This is a genomic window from Oscillospiraceae bacterium (assembly GCA_025758045.1).
GTDB lineage: Bacteria > Bacillota > Clostridia > Oscillospirales > Ruminococcaceae > Gemmiger.
The window spans coordinates 487,758-506,218 of record CP107208.1; the positions used below are offsets into that span (position 1 = coordinate 487,758).

10 protein-coding genes are annotated in these 18,461 nt (G+C 50.4%); all 10 read right to left on the bottom strand.

Annotation, left to right across the window (positions count from 1 at the left end; all coding sequences use genetic code 11):
- Positions 1-58: 58 nt before the first annotated feature.
- On the bottom strand, positions 59-913 hold the full coding sequence (locus OGM81_02530) for a hypothetical protein (GenBank protein ID UYJ44041.1): 855 nt from the start codon (positions 911-913) through the stop codon (positions 59-61).
- Entirely contained in the window at positions 906-1,691 is a 786-nt protein-coding gene (locus tag OGM81_02535) for an ImmA/IrrE family metallo-endopeptidase (protein ID UYJ44042.1), read from the bottom strand. Before OGM81_02535 ends, OGM81_02530 begins: the two co-directional genes overlap by 8 nt.
- Before the next feature lie 12 nt (positions 1,692-1,703).
- Entirely contained in the window at positions 1,704-2,066 is a 363-nt protein-coding gene (locus OGM81_02540) for a helix-turn-helix transcriptional regulator (protein UYJ44043.1), read from the bottom strand.
- A 144-nt stretch (positions 2,067-2,210) separates the two neighbouring features.
- On the bottom strand, positions 2,211-3,017 hold the full coding sequence (locus OGM81_02545; protein ID UYJ44044.1) for a YodL domain-containing protein: 807 nt from the start codon (positions 3,015-3,017) through the stop codon (positions 2,211-2,213).
- Complete coding sequence (locus OGM81_02550) at positions 3,014-3,247, bottom strand: transposon-transfer assisting family protein (GenBank protein ID UYJ44045.1); 234 nt, start codon at positions 3,245-3,247, stop codon at positions 3,014-3,016. Before OGM81_02550 ends, OGM81_02545 begins: the two co-directional genes overlap by 4 nt.
- The gene (locus OGM81_02555) at positions 3,244-7,275 is read right to left on the bottom strand and encodes a DUF3849 domain-containing protein (protein UYJ44046.1); all 4,032 of its coding nucleotides are present in this window, start codon (positions 7,273-7,275) and stop codon (positions 3,244-3,246) included. The genes OGM81_02550 and OGM81_02555 overlap by 4 nt, the downstream gene beginning before the upstream one ends.
- Positions 7,265-7,726, bottom strand: a complete 462-nt coding sequence (locus OGM81_02560; protein ID UYJ44047.1) for a hypothetical protein — start codon at positions 7,724-7,726, stop codon at positions 7,265-7,267. The genes OGM81_02555 and OGM81_02560 overlap by 11 nt, the downstream gene beginning before the upstream one ends.
- 53 nt (positions 7,727-7,779) lie before the next feature.
- On the bottom strand, positions 7,780-13,524 hold the full coding sequence (locus OGM81_02565; protein UYJ44954.1) for a DEAD/DEAH box helicase family protein: 5,745 nt from the start codon (positions 13,522-13,524) through the stop codon (positions 7,780-7,782).
- A gap of 1,607 nt (positions 13,525-15,131) precedes the next feature.
- Positions 15,132-15,473 (bottom strand): TnpV protein, encoded by a 342-nt coding sequence (locus tag OGM81_02570; GenBank protein UYJ44048.1) that lies wholly within the window; start codon positions 15,471-15,473, stop codon positions 15,132-15,134.
- 876 nt (positions 15,474-16,349) lie between these two features.
- Positions 16,350-18,398 carry a DNA topoisomerase gene (locus OGM81_02575; GenBank protein ID UYJ44049.1) on the bottom strand — a complete coding sequence of 683 codons (2,049 nt, stop codon included), beginning with the start codon at positions 18,396-18,398 and terminating at the stop codon, positions 16,350-16,352.
- Positions 18,399-18,461 lie beyond the last annotated feature (63 nt).

Here is an 18,461-nt window from a genome sequence, read left to right on the forward strand (position 1 = left end):
CCAGCCCTGGCCTTTCACAAGAAAGACTAGGGCTGACTCTTTTTCTGCCGTATCACTATTAGAACAGGATTTGAACTGTCGCATCCTGAATCAAATCAACGAACTGATCTTTCGTTATAACTTCTTTGCGACAAATAATCGACTTATCAGCTTGCTGCCGTGTATAAGTCAATTTTCTATCATCGCGGCGAAGCTGCCGCACCGCCTCCAAAGTCAAGGCTCCCTCACGATACATCTGGCACAAAATAAAGTCATTTGACTTAAAGGCCACCGAAATCGGAGAATCCAGTGCAGGAGTAAATTCAGAATTTCCCGCTAAGATACGCTCTGCATTCGTTTGGAACTCATGCGCATCCGTATCCTGCGTATAGATTGTCAGACTGTCCACTTCATCGTGATACCACGCGAATATTTCAGCAAGGATCGTCAACGAGATTTCTCCCGCATTCTTTTTAAGAGCGCGGCCCGTTGACAGCGTTCTTCCATGGATCGGCCATTCATCGTACAGCCGGTTCATCCATTCTTCTGCGGAAGGCAAATCAATCAGATCTTCGGTTTTTACTTTCCTACGAAGAAAGCGCATCAACTCTGACACACGCGACACCGCAGCTTCAACGATGTAGTACAGGTTCACATCTTCATCATTGACAAATGTACCGTACTTTGTTTCATCAATCCAACGAATAGGATACCCTTGTGCCTGAAGCTGCTCAACATAGGTGCTTCTGTATGTAGAGTCCTCAATTTCTTCCATTACCCACTTTGGTATCAGAATCAAATCGTATACGCTGAGGATTCCATCAGACGGATAACTTCTCTGGCTCAACTCATGCATAAATGCCAGTGATGAGTTATCCATAAGTGCTATTTTGGTTTCCCCACCGTATTCTTTATACTCTGGTATATTAAGCATCGGCCTCTCCCGTCAGCATTTTAAATTCACTTAAAACCGTTTTCAGAAATGCTTCATTGTCTTTATGGTATTCCACTTCCGGCTCATTGCGAATCGTCTTATTGATTTTCTCTTGCAGCGGACTTACATTTACTACATACGAAGGCCGTACAAGGGAATCATCCAATCCCAAATCGCGGAATCTCTGTGCAATATCTTCAACCTGCACATCAAAGTTTTCCTTAACTTCTTCCGCAATAGCCGTGTTCCCATTCTTTACTGCACTTTCATACAGAGAAATCAGCACCGCCTTATAGGGAGCTTGGAAAGCGTTCATGCACTGAAATGCTTTTGCTTGGAACTCCATATCCTTTAAGCCCTCAAAATACGGCATAAGGTTTCCCAGAAGCATAAGCGCAGCAAAGTATTCTGCTTTTCGTTCTTCCATCAGGATTTCGGATTCAATCAAATGGTCAAAAGAAACTTCATCAAACAATAGATGATAAATTTCATGCCACGCCGTAAAATACTGATTTGCTCTCGGAAGTGCCGTATTTATCAAGGGGATTCGTTTTCCATCCCGAACAAAAATTGCTCCGCTTAAATAGTGATTATCAATCGGCAGTTGTATCAAACCATACGGTCTTAAAATCTGTAACGCCAGCTGTATCGGAGAATTTATCTGCATCGGATTGTATTTTGACCAGATAAGCGAAGCACTCTGCTTCATCTGTTCCTCGATGACTTCGTTCCTTTTGATAACCTCATCTAAGTTGGCTGCTGTAATTCGCTCACTCATAGCCTTCCGCCTTTAATAATAAACACTGCAAAGGTTTAGAATATCCTGCAACAGATCGTATTCCATCTTTGCCTTATCATTCATCTGATAATCAATCGGAGCATTCTGCGAGTACACGGCATCTACACTTTGCACCCTCGGTGAAAATCCCATCAAGGTATCCGGGTCAATGCTCAAACTGGTAAGAATTTTATTCAAATGCTTATCGAATGTACTTTTACTATCTATCTCGCCATTCAAAATCTTATCTAAAGTAGGGCGAGAAATCTCTGTTTTCTTGCAGAACGATACTTTTGAGAATCCATTGCTGCGAATATAGTTCTTTAATTTTGTCCCTGTCAGTTTTCTCATTTCAAAAAGTTCATCAAAACGCATTTTTATCTCTCCCTTCTGCTATTATTATATACCATCAGCTTCGGGAAATCAACCTCGTTGTAAAAAAGTTTTTTACATTTTGATTTCTGACGCAAAAAGATGGCCTCCTTTTTAGGGAAGCCATCTCAACGATATTACGGTATTTTAACTTTTTCGGCTTCTTTCCTGTTCCTGCTGCGGCGTATTGTCTTTTTGTCGCCGCTCGGCCTGCTTAATATGCAGCCGATCAAGCACCGACCACCTGCCACCAATGCGCCGGGGCTTTTTCGGCACATTATTGACGCAGCCATCTATCATATTGTAATTTTGCTCTGTGCCGGATTCTTTGGCACGTTCCGCTGTACCGTTTTCAAAAAACTTCTGATGGTGCAGCAGTTCAGGCTTTGGGCCTTGCAAGAAAGTGCGCATCTTTCTGGTAGCTTCTCCATCGAAACCTAAAGCTGTCTGCGTCACAAAGGCTCCACTCTCGTGAAGAATAATGCTCGGCGGCGGACTTTTTGTTTGTTCACTTCTCATCTGAACAAACCGCTGACCATCGACCTCCACTTCATCCGATACCAGCCATGTGCCTTTTTGTCCTGCCACCTGATAGCCGCCCTCATCAAGAATTAGGTATGTGCCGCTCTGGGGCTTTGGGAAAAAGCCGTTGAATCTCACCAACCTATCCTTATCAACATAGAAAAAATAGGTTTTGCCTGCCGCAGTCAATCCGATCACATCACTGACCCCAAATTTTCTAATTTTGAATTTGTCCGGGTTAATGCTTTCCATCTTTTTCCGAATCGCTTCCTCGCCCATTCCTCGCGTAGCCGTACCAGAATAGCCCGTGCCATAATTATCTGCGGTTATCATAAAACCATGCTGAATCTGGTATTCATAGCTGCGGCAGCGATACTCACGGTTTTTCTCGGAATTGTCGATCTGGTAAATCACAAATATATCTGAACTCATTTTCCTGCATCATCCTCCGGCCTATGCCATTCCAACTCCAGCCCCTTGAACTGTGGCTCAGTCAACCGCTGCATCTTCGGGATGGTCTGCTGGACAATCGCAGACATCTCTGCATCCTCTGCCACAAGCGACTGAACCTCCGTCAACACCTGAATCGTATCTTTGAGTGTTGGCTGCTCAAACATCGCCATCAGCATCAATTCCAGTTCATCAAAACGCACATTACTCATAACTCCATCCCTTTCTTTTTCGCTTTCTTCGGCTTATCCTGTTCCTGTGCAGGCTGCTCCTGCTTTTTAGCTTTCAGACTGCGCAGGGCATCCAGAACAGACTTTTTCGTGTTACTGTGTTCCTGTTCTTTACTCTGCTGCCGTGCCGCCATCAGTTTTTCCATATCGGAGATCGCCTGCTGCACCAGCTTATCATCCCTGAAATAGTTGACGGAATTGATGTTCTCGCGCTGCACTTTATCGTTCACGACCAACTCATACATTCCAACAAAGCCGCCATCTTCCTCGATGCAGAATCCAATGCACTTGTCAGCGTTCATCCGTTCGGACGGAATCTTGTCGTAGGCTTCCAAGGCTTCTTCCATTGTCAGATGATCGTGGAACTCTCCCGCAAACGTGAACTCCAAGCACTCCGCAACATAAAAGCTGAGCGTTTCCTCCGGCGCGGGTCTTTCTGTAGCGAATTTTTCTTTCAAAGCCTCTGCCTGCTGTTCAGCCACCGTATCGGCTTGTTCCCGTAGTTCTGCCGCGTCCATAACTTTACCCTCTGCCGCATCGCAGCCGAACTCTGCCAGCAGCTCCGTCATAGCCTCCTGCACAGACTTATCTCCATCTGTTTCAAGGACACCGCCATCCCGTTCCGTGAAGTCCTTATTATATAAGGTATAGTCGAAACCGTCCTCACAGGTCTGGATGTGAAAATAGGCATCCGGCAATTCGTAGGCCAGTTCCACATCCTGCACGGCTAAGGCCCCCTGCAACGGCTGGACAACATGATTCTGGATATACGGGTTATCCCAGCCCGGAACCGTTTTGTAGTCCTCCACAATGGTGTCAAGGCCGTTTCTGCACTGCAAAACATCCAGTGAACCAGGCAGCGGATCAGGATTTTTCTCCACACCCAAGGCTTTCATGTAATGGTTTGGAAGTGCCTGATACTGCGATATTGCATCATCCAGATTGCCAAACCGCTTAATTTCAAGCGGAACAGCCTGCCGGTTCTCAACCACATAGAATCGCTTTACGAATGGCTGTTCTAATTCCTTCTGCTTCTCAAGTTTCTCTCGGTACATCGTCACAAAGCCATCCAGTACAGCCGAATGGCTGGTAACCACCCAATCTGCTCGAAATTTAATGATTTTCGCGTTATTCTCCGGAGTGCCGACCTGCTCCGCCCATTCCTTATTGCTGTGAGAAAAGCGGTCATCATAGTTTTTGTAGCGCAAGGTATTCGCAAGAATGTAGCCCACGCGCTCCATACCGTACTGCCGCACCACCTGATCGACTGCACCATCGCCAAGGTACATTCCGTCATAATTGTCCGCAATCGCTTCATAGATTGCCTGCTTGCACTCACTGTTCAGCCGATAGGATGTGCGGTATAAATCCACCTCATCATTTTCTTTGGCATAGCTGAACGGCTCATAGTAGACCGGCACATCTGAATAGTCCTGTGTGCTGTTGTCCGGCACAGGCACAGCCTTTTCAATGATCTCTGACACCACATCTTCTTTTTTCGGCATATTCCATTTTTCAGAGAGATATTTCTGCACGGCCTCCTGAAAATCTTCATCGAAGCCGTTCCACAAATCCTCTGCCACCAGCTTGCCCTGCTCATTGACTGCAACGCAGGCCGCCATGTCACCGTGTTCCTCATGTTCCAGCAGGAAGAACTTCTCGCCGCCGATTTCCGTTTCATCAACAGCATACCATGTGCCGATATGCCCCTCGACTGCGATGTGGTCGGAATCGCCGTGAATCAGTCCATTTCTTTTCTGCTGCTGTTCCTCCATGAACTCTCGCACGGTCAGTTCTGCACCAGTGAAGTTCAGTCCATCTTCACCAAGTTCCAGCCGCCTGTCTGCGCCAAGGTCAAGTTCTTCGGCCATCAGGACAGAAGCCGCATGGTTCACCACCACAGTTTTCTCCACCGTAATAGGCTGGCCGGGGTCATAGTCTGAGCCGCGCAGATCATAGCGATATAGACCCTCCGGCACATCTTCATCCCGCAGTCGGCCATTGCTGAAAAGACCAGGCTTATCAAAGATTTCGATTTCCTGCAATGCTTCGTCCAAAAGTTTCTCTTTCCGCAAATCCATATTCTTTTCCTTGAAAAATTCCGGCAGTTCAGCAAATCCGATGCTGTCCACATAGTAGGCTTTGACTGTACCGCCATCATTGAGTGCCACCACGTCACTGACCGACAGCGAATGCCCTGTAAAGTCTGCCGGACGCTGGATATTGAACCGTTCATAAATGCCATCCAGCGTATCCTTGTCCGTAAGCGGTGCGGCATAGATCAGGTCATAATCTGCACGGGAAACCGTCATGCCTTTCTTCTGCACATAGTCCAGCCCCATGAAACGATAGTTATGTTCCGGGTCACGCTCTGTGATCTGATAAATGCCAAACTGCTTTTCGCTGCCATACAGCAGCACATTTTCCTGTTCTGTCATGTTCCGCTCCTGTTCCAAATCTGCTATTGCAATCTGGAATGTATCACTTCCGCGCTCGATTTCCTCTCGTGCCGTGACAAGAATGGGCCACGGGCTGATGCGGACGAGATAAATCTGCTTACCTTCGTCATACAGCCGCAGAGCCTGTTCACGGTTTATTACTGTCAGCGGAAAATTCGGGCGCGCATACTCGTCCTCTGCATAATCTTCCCGCTGTTCCAGCAAAATCGCATCCCATGCGTCTGCCTTAATGCCGAAAATGCCATCGTGCTGCTCGATTCCCTCCTGGCTTGCATAATCACCTGCCGTGCCATCACGGAACAGCGGATAGATTCTCTCACCCAGCCGATGCCATTCCCGTGCGCCTTCTTTCGTCAGCGGCAGCACATCATCTTTCCGGTAGCCGTAGTCGTGCATTTCGGAAAGACCAATCATCCCATCCGGGAGATTTTCGATTTTCTCCTGCGCATCGTACATCAGACGGTTGACTTCTTCTTTGTCATCCTCGACCAGTGCAGCCGCCAAACCATTCACCAGTTCTTCCGTTGCTGCCCGGTCATCCAGTTTGAAGGCAAAATTCACGATGAGATTTCGCTGCTCATCATCAAAAATCGTTTTTTCCTGCTCCTTATTGACAATCAGCTTTTCCGCATACTGCATCGCGGTCATGCGCTCTGCGCTCCTTTCCGCGACTGTCGCTTCCAGCTTTTCCAGAAAGTCGGCTGCGGTCAATCGAATCGTATCCATCGAATCTTTCAGTTTCTTCATCTCCTTGCCGCTGGCCCAGCTTGCCACATAAGGAAATGAATAATCGGACGTATCAATACCAAGTGCCGAACAGACCGTAAATGCAATGCTTTCGGCCTCGGTTTCTTTCGTAAGCCGGTCTTTTTCCTCGCCGTTCTGCTTCATGAAATCGCTGTTATGCAGCATCGCATGAGCAACCTCGTGGATCATCGTCTTTATGGTCTGGCTCTCGCCCATGCCGACCTGAATGCAGATTTCTTTATCTGCATCACTGTAATAGCCTTTGGCATCCCCTTCGATTTCATCAAACCGCATCGGCACCGGTGATACCTGCTCGATTGCCGCCGTAAGCAGCGCATAGTCTTTGACGCTGGCGGTCAGTTCGTTCACTTCCAGTGACGGAATCGGTTCACCATCCGTCTGCGATATATCAAAAACGGTCGTCAAACGGAACCTCGGAATCACATACTCCACACGTTCCATTTCCGGTTCACCGTTTTCGTTCAGCACAACCAGACCCGTATCCTTGTCGATTTTCTCGCGCTCCTCGACCTCCTTAATGGGAGCCGGGGCAATGATCTGGATGCCTTTTTCGCCTTTTTTGACGTAGCGGTTAAACTTGTTTTTCCATGCGTTAAACCCTGCCACCAGTGTGGCATCAGGCCGCTGCATAGCGATCAGCAGCGTATTGTTGAAGCTGTAATTGTGGAATTTTGCCATCGTGCGTAGGTATGTCGTGTACATTTCCGATGTAAAAATGTCCTTTACGCCCTGCTCCAACCGTTCCGTGATTTCTTTCATCTGCTGTTTACGGTCAACTGCCATGCAAGCCCTCCTTTCTCTTAACCCATCGTGTTTTCATCTGGCGCGGATATTGGTCGGCCTGTTTTGGTGCTTTTGCACCGTTCCATTCCAAGCCTCCGGCTCTGCCCTCACAGGTATACCCGGCAGCTTTCAGGGATGTTCCATTTTCCGTATCCAGAATGTAGGTGATAACTTTGTTGTAGCCCATTGCCCGTGCTGCACGGTACGCCGCCGCATACAAAATACTGCAAGCGTTTGGAGTTCCATCCGTACACAGACGGTTGACTTCCAGCGTATAACCATCGTCCAGCCTCCGCGCCACAGGTCTGCCGCAGATAGCAACGCCCACCAGAGCACCATCTTCCGATACGCCGATGGAGAACTTATGCCCTCGTGTCGGCTTATGGTGGCGGTGATATTGCTGCACAAATGCGTTTGCCGTTTTCAAATTGATCGGTGTTAAAGTAAGCAAATTTCCTCCTTCCTCAAAAACGCCCCACCAGATAAACTGACGGGGCTGCTCATTTACAGTTCCATATCGTGACTTTTCCGCTTCGGGAATTTCTGCGGTTCTACGCTGCGTTCTACCTGTTTTGCATGAAGCTGTGCCAGTACAGAGGGTTTCCGCAAATTGTCCGCAGTGCGCTCTGCAACGCGGCCTGCGTAGTTCACAGGCTGACGGGGCTTATCTGCAACCTCGGTTTCGGCAGCATCGTCGTCCACGCCCAGCGCATCCTCACCACCCTTTTCATCCATGTTGAGCAGAGCGTTCAGCTCCGCAAGGCGCGCAGATTTTTCGGCCAATTCTGCTTCCTGCGCGAAAGGACGTTTGGCTTCTTCCTTTGCCTGCGCCAACTGCTGTTCCAAGGTTTCCAGTCTGCGTTCCACCTGCGGCAATGCTCTTTCGATACCTGCCAGCGCATTGGTAACACGCAGAATGTTGCCCTGCGGGTCTTTGCCCACTTCCATCGAATAGTTCCACGCGCCTTTGATGGACAAGCGGAACACCTTATCGAAGTTGTCAAACCGGGAATGCAGTTCAAACGCACCGTAGCTACCGATCCTGCCCTCGGTACCAGCCGCTTTCAAAGCCTTGCAAGCCTCGATAATGGCTGCACCTGCTTCCTTGCGTTCGGTGTACACCTTGCCGCTGATTTCCATAGCAAAATGGTCTTTGTCCTGCGCCAGAAGCGGTTTTGCCGCTTCCATATCGGTTTTCAGGGCTTCGATCTGACCCTTTGCCGCAGTAATTTCTCGCGGATAGCGGCGCGCAATATCGGATTCCAGACTATAAATCTGACTGGTGTGATTGGCTTTCAGCAGTTTCAGCTTACTGACCTGAATATCCAGATCCATCTTTTCTTTGATGTAGGGATTGCCGGTTGCCAGTGCCTTGATTTCGGCATAGGAGAGGGCTGTATCATCTACATCATCGCAGGCACGAACAGGGGATTTGGACGTCATGATCTGCGAGATGAACTTCTGTTTATTTTCCAGAATCTGCCACATATACGAATCAAACGTATTTTCAGTGACATAACGATAGATTTTCACCTGTTTATTCCGGTTTCCCTGCCGGAGAATACGTCCCTCCTGCTGTTCCAGGTCAGACGGCTTCCACGGACAATCCAGATGATGCAGGGCAATCAGCCGATCCTGAATATTGGTTCCTGCGCCAAGTTTCGGCGTAGACCCCATCAGGATACGCACCTGTCCGGCGCGCACCTTTGCAAAAAGCTCCGCCTTTTTGGTTTCCGTGTTATACTCATGAATGAACGCCACTTCTTCACGGGGAACACCTCTCGCCACCAGCTTCTCCCGCACATCATCGTATACGTTGAATGTACCATCTGCCTTTGGTGTCGATAAGTCACAGAAGATCAACTGCGTTCCCTTGTCCGGCGCAGATTCTTCCCAGACCTTGAACGCATTGTCCACACAGCGATTCACTTTACTCTCCGGCTCATCCGGCAGCATCTCGTTCATAAGCCGCTGGTCGAGTGCCAGTTTTCGGCCATCGTTGGTAATTTTGAGCATATTATCGAATCTGGGGTTCACATTACCGTTGCGTACAGCCTCGGCACGGTCTGCAAAGGAACTTACCATTTCCTCCTGTGTTTCGCTGGGCTTCAGCACTTCGTTGATGTACTCTGCTTCCGGCACAGGCAGGTTCAGCATATCTGTTGTCTGCACATCTGCGGACTCTTTGAATAGAGAAATCAGTTCCGGCAGATTGAAGAACCGGGCAAAACGTGTTTTCGCACGGTAGCCGGTTCCTTCCGGGGAAAGCTCGATTGCCGTGACGGTTTCACCAAAGGATGCCGCCCAATCGTCAAAGTGGCTCAGTCCCATCTTCTGCAGGGTGTCATACTGGAGATAACGCATAATGGTGTACAGTTCCACCATCGAATTGCTGACCGGAGTTCCGGTTGCAAAGGTCACACCCTTTCCGCCTGTCAACTCGTCCAAATACTGACACTTTGCAAACATATCGCTGGATTTCTGTGCATCGGTCTGGGCGATACCTGCGATGTTCCGCATTTTTGTGTAGAGGAACATATTTTTATAGAAGTGCGACTCGTCCACAAACAGACGGTCAACACCCAGTTCCTCAAATGTAACCACATCATCCTTTCTCGTCTGGTCGTTCAGCTTTTGCAGCTTTGCTTCCAGTGTTTTCTTTGTTTTTTCCATCTGCTTGACCGTAAAACTGCGGCTGTCCTCACTCCGGGCATCTGCCAGAGCCAGCGTAATATCGTCGATTTGACGCTCCACAATGGCTTTCTGCCGTTCCGGGGAAAGCGGCACTCGTTCAAATTGCGAATGACCGATCACGATGGCATCGTAATCGCCGGTTGCGATCCGGGAGCAGAACTGCTTTCGATTGCTGGGTTCAAAGTCTTTTTTCGTTGCCACCAGCACATTGGCATTGGGATAGAGCCGCAGAAAATCTGCGCCCCACTGCTCTGTGAGGTGGTTCGGCACCACATAAAGATTTTTCTGCGACAGGGCCAGCCTGCGGCTCTCCATGCCGGCAGCAATCATCTGGAAGGTCTTGCCTGCGCCCACGCAATGGGCCAGCAGCGTATTGTTGCCGTACAGAATGTGCGCCACAGCATTTTTCTGGTGCGGCATCAGAGAGATTTCCGGGGTCATGCCCTCAAAGCGGATGTGACTGCCATCGTACTCACGAGGACGAATCGCATTGAAAATCCGGTTATAGGTCGCACACAAATCCTCTCGGCGGTCTAAATCCTTGAAAATCCACTGCTTAAACGCTTCCCGAATGGATTCCTGTGCCTGCTGCGCAAGCATGGTTTCCTGTTTGTTTAGCACACGATGGTCGCCATCCGCATCGTGAATCGTATCGTAGATTTTGGTATCACGAAGGTTCAGCGCATCTTCCAGCAGCTTATAGGCATTGACCCGCATCGTTCCGTAAGTATTGGTAACAAGTGGATTGCCGCGATCCAGCGACTTACCCGAAATGTTCCATGCACCTGAAATTTCGGAATAAGTTGCCTTAATGTCAATCCCGGCATAGTAGTTCGGGGTCTTGAACACTTCTTTCATAAACTGCGTGATGTATTCCGGTTTTACCCAGTTTGCACCCAGCCGCACTTCGATTTCCGAAGCATCCAGGTCTTTGGGCTGTACCCGTTTCAGGTAATCCACATTGATCTGATACTCTACATGGTTCGCTGCAAAGGTTTCTGCTGTGGCCAGTTTTTCACGAACGTTGCCAGACAGGTATTCATCCGAGGTTTCCCACTGCTGTGTCACAGGATTTCGGAAAATCGCACCTGCCAGTTCATCCGTGATCTCCTGTTCCGCTTTGCCGCAGAGCTGCACCATAAACGGTATATCCACCTTTGCTTTCTCTCCAATGGAAAGTGCCAGGGCTTCACTTGGTGTGTCCACTGAGGTAACAGGCTCCGGCTTGCGGATGGTGCGCTTGGTGAAAATATCGGCCAGCCGTTTGAGATTCTTTTCCTCATCCAGAATTTCCAGCGATGCCAGCAGACAATAACTGCTGTCCTGTCGGAACGCCCGCTTGTTGGCAGTGCTGTTGATAAGGCCATACTGCGCCTTAAATGCGGTGTACTGCTGTTTTAGTTCATTCTGCAAAAGCTGTACTTCCGCATCCGAACCATCGTGTAGCTGACAATCCAACAGCTTCCGGGTGGTTTCCCGCAGAGCGATCATGCCCAGCACCCGCTCTGCAGTTACGGCAGGCAGTTCCACCTTGTTCATAAAGGAGTTTTCACGGTAGTAAATCTGCCCGTCCACGTTCGTGAAGCTGAAATTCTTCACGCTGGGGTCTGCCGGAATCGGTTCCTCCTGCACATCCAGTTCATCGTCGGAGATTTCCGGCTCCGTGATGGTGGCATGGATGTTGCTGACCGCTTCTTTCAACTGCTGGGCAAGGTCTGCGCCTTCGATGGGCTTGACCGTAGTTTCCTGCTTTCCGTACTGGGTGCTTTCAGTTGTGATCTCGCCCAGCACCATTTCGGGATGCTGTGCAAAATACTGGTTGATGGAGTACCCCTCCGGTGTTTCGCCAAGGTCTACCCAGTCTGCCCGCTCCACCGCCGCACGGTCACGCTTTTGCAGGAACAAAATATCCGCAACCACGCTGGTGTTGGCATTGCGCTGGAACGCATTGTTCGGCAGACGAATCGCACCGACCAGATCGGCACGGTTGGCAAGATATTCACGGACAGAGGAATCTTTCTTGTCCAGTGTACCGCTGGACGTTACCACCGCCACCACACCACCCGGACGCACAAGGTCAAGGCTCTTGGCGATAAAATAATCGTGGATGAGGAAATTGTGGCGGTCATACCGCTTGTCCGGCACCTTGTAATTGCCGAACGGCACATTGCCCACAACGCAGTCAAAGAAACTGTCCGGGAACTGCATTGTTTCAAAGCCCTGCACTGCAATCTTATTTTTCTGGTACAACTGCTGTGCAATGCGGCCTGAAATGCTGTCCAGCTCCACACCGTACATCCGAATCTTTTCCATGCTGTCCGGCACCAAACCCATGAAATTGCCGACACCACAGGACGGTTCCAGCACATTGCCTTTGGACAATCCCATATTGCCCAGAGCTTCATACATTGCCTTGATGACCGTAGGGGAAGTGTAAAACGCATTCAGGGTACTGGCACGGGCTTCCTTATACTCATCTGCCGTGAGCAGGGACTGCAGTTCGGCATACTCTTTCGACCACTCCGCATTGCTTTCATCAAACGCCTGCGGAATGCCGCCCCATCCCACATACCGGGAAAGGATTTCCTGTTCCTCCTCTGTGGCCTGCCGCTGCTCTGCATCCAGCGTTTGCAGCACCCGAATGGCTTCCACATTGGCTTTATACTTTGTTTTCGGCCCTCCTGCGCCGAGATCATCGTCCGTAATACGGAAGTTCATAGGTTCCTGTTTGGGCTGTGCAGGCTGTTCCGTTTCTGCTCCGCTGTCCAGCGGAAGATTGTGCTGCCGCCGTGCATGGTTGACCTCTGCCGGAGTCATAGGATGCTGGATCAGCGGTTCCAGAACTTCTTCTGCGGTTGCACGGCTGATAGCATCCGTTCGGTTCTGCACATCTGCGATCAACTGCATTTGTTCCGGCGGAAAGTCGGGATTCAGCAGTTCTTCCAACTCGCCACCCGATTCTGCCACCGAATAGATCACATCCATCTGCTCCGGGGAAAAATCCTCATACGCTACACCTGCATGGTGCAGAGCAGTAAAGACCATGGTTTCCACCGCTTCTTTCATCGACACATCTGCCTGTTCGTACAGATGCCGAATGTACTCCAGCGGTTCCGTTCGGAAAATCGGATACCGAGCTTCTTTTGCAAGGGTCATGTCCTGCAAGCTGACCGTTCCCTGCTTAAAGTTGACCGAATCCACACGGAACTCTCTGCTGTCCAGTTCAATGAGGGTATTCACAGGTAAGTATTTTTCTTTACGAAAATACTTTGTCTGCGTATGGCTCCCATCTTCCTGCTGGCCGGACAGATAAACATTCTCGCCCTGCTTCCAGAGCTTCATTGCCTGCCAAACCCACTGCTCACGCGGGAAACCAGATACATCTACTTTGCCAAGTGCAGTTTCTTTTTCCAGAATTTTTGTTCCCAGAAGTGCCGAAACGCGCCTTGCATCTTCGCCGTAGAACTCAAAGTTTCCGTACTGCTCATAGCCGACCAAAGCATCCGGGTAACGTTCTTTCAGAGCGTTATACTCGTTGGCAGCATCCAGCGGCATGGGCTGCAGCATCTGCTTAGAGGGCTTTACATCCACAAGAGGCGCATCTTTTTGGGGTTCCTCAACCGCTGCGGCGGTTGACTGCTCTTTCGATTGCGGCTCCTGCTCCATGAAGTCAAACATGGAAATCTGCCCCTGTTCAGGAACCGCAATCTCAACAGCCCTCTTCTTTTCCGGGAAAATCGTGTACGTTCCCTCAACATACTGGTGCAGAACAGAAAGAGTTTCCGCCTTTTCCTCGTACTCCTTAGAATCCAGCGGCACAGACAGCAGTGCAGTGTCCATCTGCTCCAGAAGTTCCGCTGCTTGTTCAGGGTCTGCCAGCTTTTCAACCAGAACCTTTCTGCCCTCTTCGTGGTAAAGATCCTGCGGGAAAGGACGTTCCACCTCGTTCGGCAGATGGTGATAGAATTCCATCACCCGCATTGCCATCCGCTCGCGCTCATAAGCAGGCATCCAGGAATAGTCTGCTGGTTTCAAATATTCACTGTCACGGATAAGCTGGTCAATCCGGCCTGCCGCCTGATTCCAGTTCAGATGAACGCTGGCATCCGGGTTCCCGTATGAGCCACGCTCCAAAGCAATGCCCCTGCCATCGTGATCTTCGTGGGAATCATCTGCCCCGCAGAGTGCATGGCTGCTGCCGCCGATTCCATAATGATCTTTCAGGAAGCCAGCCCGTTCTTTTTTATCCTCGTGGTTCAGGAAGAACGAATAGATTGTCAGCCGACTATCCGAGTAATTGCTGCCCCGTGTGAAGTAAGCATTGATTTCATCTTCCGTGATGAACTTCTTATACTCGTTCCAGTGAAAGCCCTCTCTTGCTGCATAATTCTGATAAGGCTTTGCAAACTGCTGGAACAGTGCCGCAACCTTATCCGGCTTATAGAAGTGCATCCGCATCAGGTCTTTATCTTCGGCGTAGGCTTCCCCCAGCGCAGATAATCTGTCGTTTAGGTCAGTCAGAAAATCCGTATCATCCAGCAAACCTGCCAGCCTGTCTGTCAGTTCCGGGAAACCGCCCCTGAAGATTTCTACATCCTGAAACACTGCTTCGGCAACGCCATCTGCCAAGTCGCGCTCCATGTAAGCCAATGTCTGCGCGTGTTCCTGCAAAGCATTCTGCCGTGCAGCATCCAGAACCGCCTGCGGTGCATACTCGCCCTGCCGGAGCAGTTCATGGGTGCGGTTGCTCACATCCTCCCACGAAAGAAACGCATTGACAATCGTGCCGCTCTTAGCCGTGTCACCTGCTGCAATGCGCAGTCCCAAATCGTCGAACCAGACCGCATACTTTGCACCGTCAATTTCAAAGCCTTTGCCACCCATGCCGTATTCGTTTTTCACGAACTCCGTGTATTCTTCCGGGGTTTTCTCGACCATAAAATTGTAGATCAGGCGCATCTGGCCCTTGCTGCGGTTGCTGCCCGTGCGCAGGATTTCATCGACCACTTCGGGGTCCAGTGCGATTTCATCCGCATACCGCGCCTGGATCGGTGCTTCAATGGCGCGGATCTGCTGTTCCACGGTGGGAAGATCAGGCAAAGAAAAAGCAGAGGCAATTTCTTCCTCTGCTTCGCTCAAATCCTGTTCTGTTGTCGTTTCGGTTAATTGTACACCAATTCCTTCAAGACGATTTCCTCTGCCATCGCCGTCAGGTTGTTCTGGTGCGCCGCCCATGCCAGCGGGTCCCGCTCCTTGCTCGGTGCCGGGAACTTCTCGTTCAGGCTGTTCAGCAGGGTTTCCACCCGGCTCTCCGCTGCTTCCTCGATCTGCGCCAGATGCTGGTTCAGTTTGCCGCTCATCAGCATACTCTGATACCAGTTCTTGCGATTCTCTTTCAGGTACGTCCTGCGCAGCATCCCGTACTTCCCGATGATCTGCGGCTCGTCCTGCACGGCCAGATTCGGGAACAGATAATCTCCCTTGCGGTAATACGTCAACTCCATTTTCTTGTCCTCCTTTGGTCGTGGTTTCTTCAGTTTCGCGCTTTAATGCGCTAAAGTCTGTATTGGTATTATACAAGCTATCAACGGATTTTTCAAGCTGCTGCGTGATTTCTTTTTTGTAAATTTTCCGCATCTCACGGCCAATGTCAAAAAGAACCGCTTCGCACTGCTCCGAAACGGCATTGCCAAGGAACGACAGCACAGGCAGCTTGTTGAAATCCACAATACGGATAAAGTCATCATCGTCCAGTACATCCATAGGCTCCTGCCCACAACGGCGGGAAAGCGTATAGAAGATACTGTTGGTCATCAGTCCCCGGAAGCGGACACGGATGTTATCTTCGTCCAGTTCTTCCAGAAAAGTGTCTTTCACCTCATAGGCCAGACCGTCCATCGCTTCATCCAGATTGTCGGCGGTCAGCTGCTGTGCCAGTTCCAGCAGAGCAGCGTTCATGCTGTCTGTCTGGGATAAACCATAGGTATCTGCCAGATGGTCTAAGATAGCCTGCTCATGCTCATGGCTGTCCAGATTCCATAAGAGCGGTGTTTTTCCGCCGCGCACCAGATGGGTGTCAGCAATATCGAACACATACCGCAGCTTGGTACGCGGTCCGGTATCATCCAGAAGCGCAATGCCTTTTGCGCCACGGTTGACCCAGCGGCTCATTTTCTGATTCCAGAGTTCCAGTTCTGCGCAGGCGGTTGCATCGGGCCGCTGCGCGTGGATCAGGAGTGCATCGGTGAACGAATAGCGGTACAGCCGCGCCGCCACATCCAGATAACTCATCCAGTCCTGTGGCGAGTTACTGACATACCGGGCGTTCTGCTGCGCCAATTCTCGAATATCGTTAATCTGTGGCAAGGGTCAAACCTCCTTTACGTTTTCGTTTTCATCGGTGCTTTGGGAAATTCCAGGCTGTACTGTGCGCGGCCATCTTCGACGCGCATCACAAGGTCGGCAGCAAACATCTTATCTTTTTTCACGGAATAAAAGTCTTTTACATGGGTGCGCCCATTCTTCAAAAGGTCTACCGCCATCTTCTTGTCCAGCGTCTTTCTCATGTTGGACAAGTATCTGCTTTCTTTCCAGAGGGCAAATTTGCAGCTGCGGTCTGCACAACAAAAGCTGAGTTTACTTTCATGTACAGGGTTGCCGCAGACCGGGCAGCTTCCCACGCCTACCTTATTATAATAGGGAGCCGCCGCCACAGTAGGAATCTGGCGGAGGTCAGCCAGCATCTTATTGAGCAGTCCGTGGATGCCCTGCATAAAATCGTGGGGCTTGATTTCGCCGCGCTCCATCCGCAGCAGGTCATTTTCCCACTCGGCTGTCATGCTGGCAGATTTCAGGTAGTCCGGGATGTTGCGGATCGCAGCCACACCGTCCTCCGTGGGAATCATCTGCTTGCCCTTGCGCTCAACATAGCCGGAAGATACCAGCTTTTCCAGAATTGCGGCGCGCGTTGCAGGGGTTCCCAGACCTTTCTTTTCCGTGTCCTTTTCAAATTCTTTGTTGCCTGCCGTTTCCATTGCGGACAGCAGGGTATCTTCCGTGTAGACTTTCGGTGGCGAAGTAAAGCCCTGCTTTTTCTCTGCCCGTACCACAGGAAGAACCATTCCCTGCTCCATCTTTTTCGGAAACGGTACGTCCTTGTCCTTTTCCGGCTCCACAAACGGAACAGGCTTTGCCGTGTATCCGGGCTGCAGAACATCCTTATATTTTGCCGTGAAGTTCCTACCCTGGCAGCATACCATCACCAGAACATCTTCGTAGATGAACGGCGGCTGTACAGCCTGCACCAACTTCCATGCGACAAGGGAAAGTACCTTCTGTTTGGTTTCGGACAGCTTTTCCTTATCACACCTTGCGCCCTGCATCGTCGGCAGGATTGCGTGGTGGTCTGTAACCTTGCTGTTGTTGATAACACAGCTTACGTCTGCCGCCGTGCCATCCAAGGCCAGCACCAGAGATTCCACTGTCGTTCTCATATCCTCGGTCACAAACTGGCTGTCCGTTCTGGGGTATGTCACCAGCTTTTCCTCGTATAATTCCTGCAACGCCTGCAAGGTCTGGCTGGCGGTCAGGCCGTAGTATCGGTTTGCTTCTCGCTGCAAGGTCGTCAGGTCATACGGCTTCGGGGGCTTCTTCTCCACCTTCTTGCGCTCAATGCTGCCAACCACCGCGCACTGACCATCGCAAGCGGCCTGCACGGTATCGGCATCCTGCTCCTGCGCCATCTGTTCCGATACCGCCACGACACCCGCGCCGGACAGTTCCACTTTATAATAGGGTTCTTTTACGAAGTTCTGGATTTTTGCCTGCCGTTCGGTCAGCATCGCCAGCGTCGGGGTCTGTACCCGGCCAATGGTCTGCTTTCTGCCGTACTTTTTCGTAAAAGCACGGGTTCCGTTCATGCCAATCAGCCAGTCCGCTTTTGCCCTGCACTCGGACGCTGCAAACAGATTATCGTAGGCCACGCCATCTTTCAGGTTTTCAAAGCCCTGCTGGATGGCGGCATCCTCCATGCTGCTGATCCACAGTCGCTTGATGGGGAGTTTACTTCCGGCAAGGGCATACACACGACGGAAAATTGCTTCTCCCTCGCGCCCGGCGTCGCAGGCGTTCACCACATAATCAAATTTCTTGCTGCGGAGCAATTTGCGCAGGACATTGAATTGCGGCTTCTTGGTGCTATGCACCAGCAGTTTCCACTCGGCAGGGAGAATCGGCAAATCTTCAAAGCGCCAGTTCTCATAGCGTTCATCGTAATGTTCCGGGGCTGCATACTCTGCCAGATGCCCCAGACACCAGCTTACCACACAATCCCCACCCTCCAGATACCCGTCCTCCTGCCGATATGCACCGATCACTTTTGCAATGGATTTCGATACGCTCGGTTTTTCTGCAATCACCAGATATTTCAACGTTTTCTCCTTTTTTGAAAAAAGCAGGGATAGCCTTTCGACTACCCCTGCATCCTTATGTTA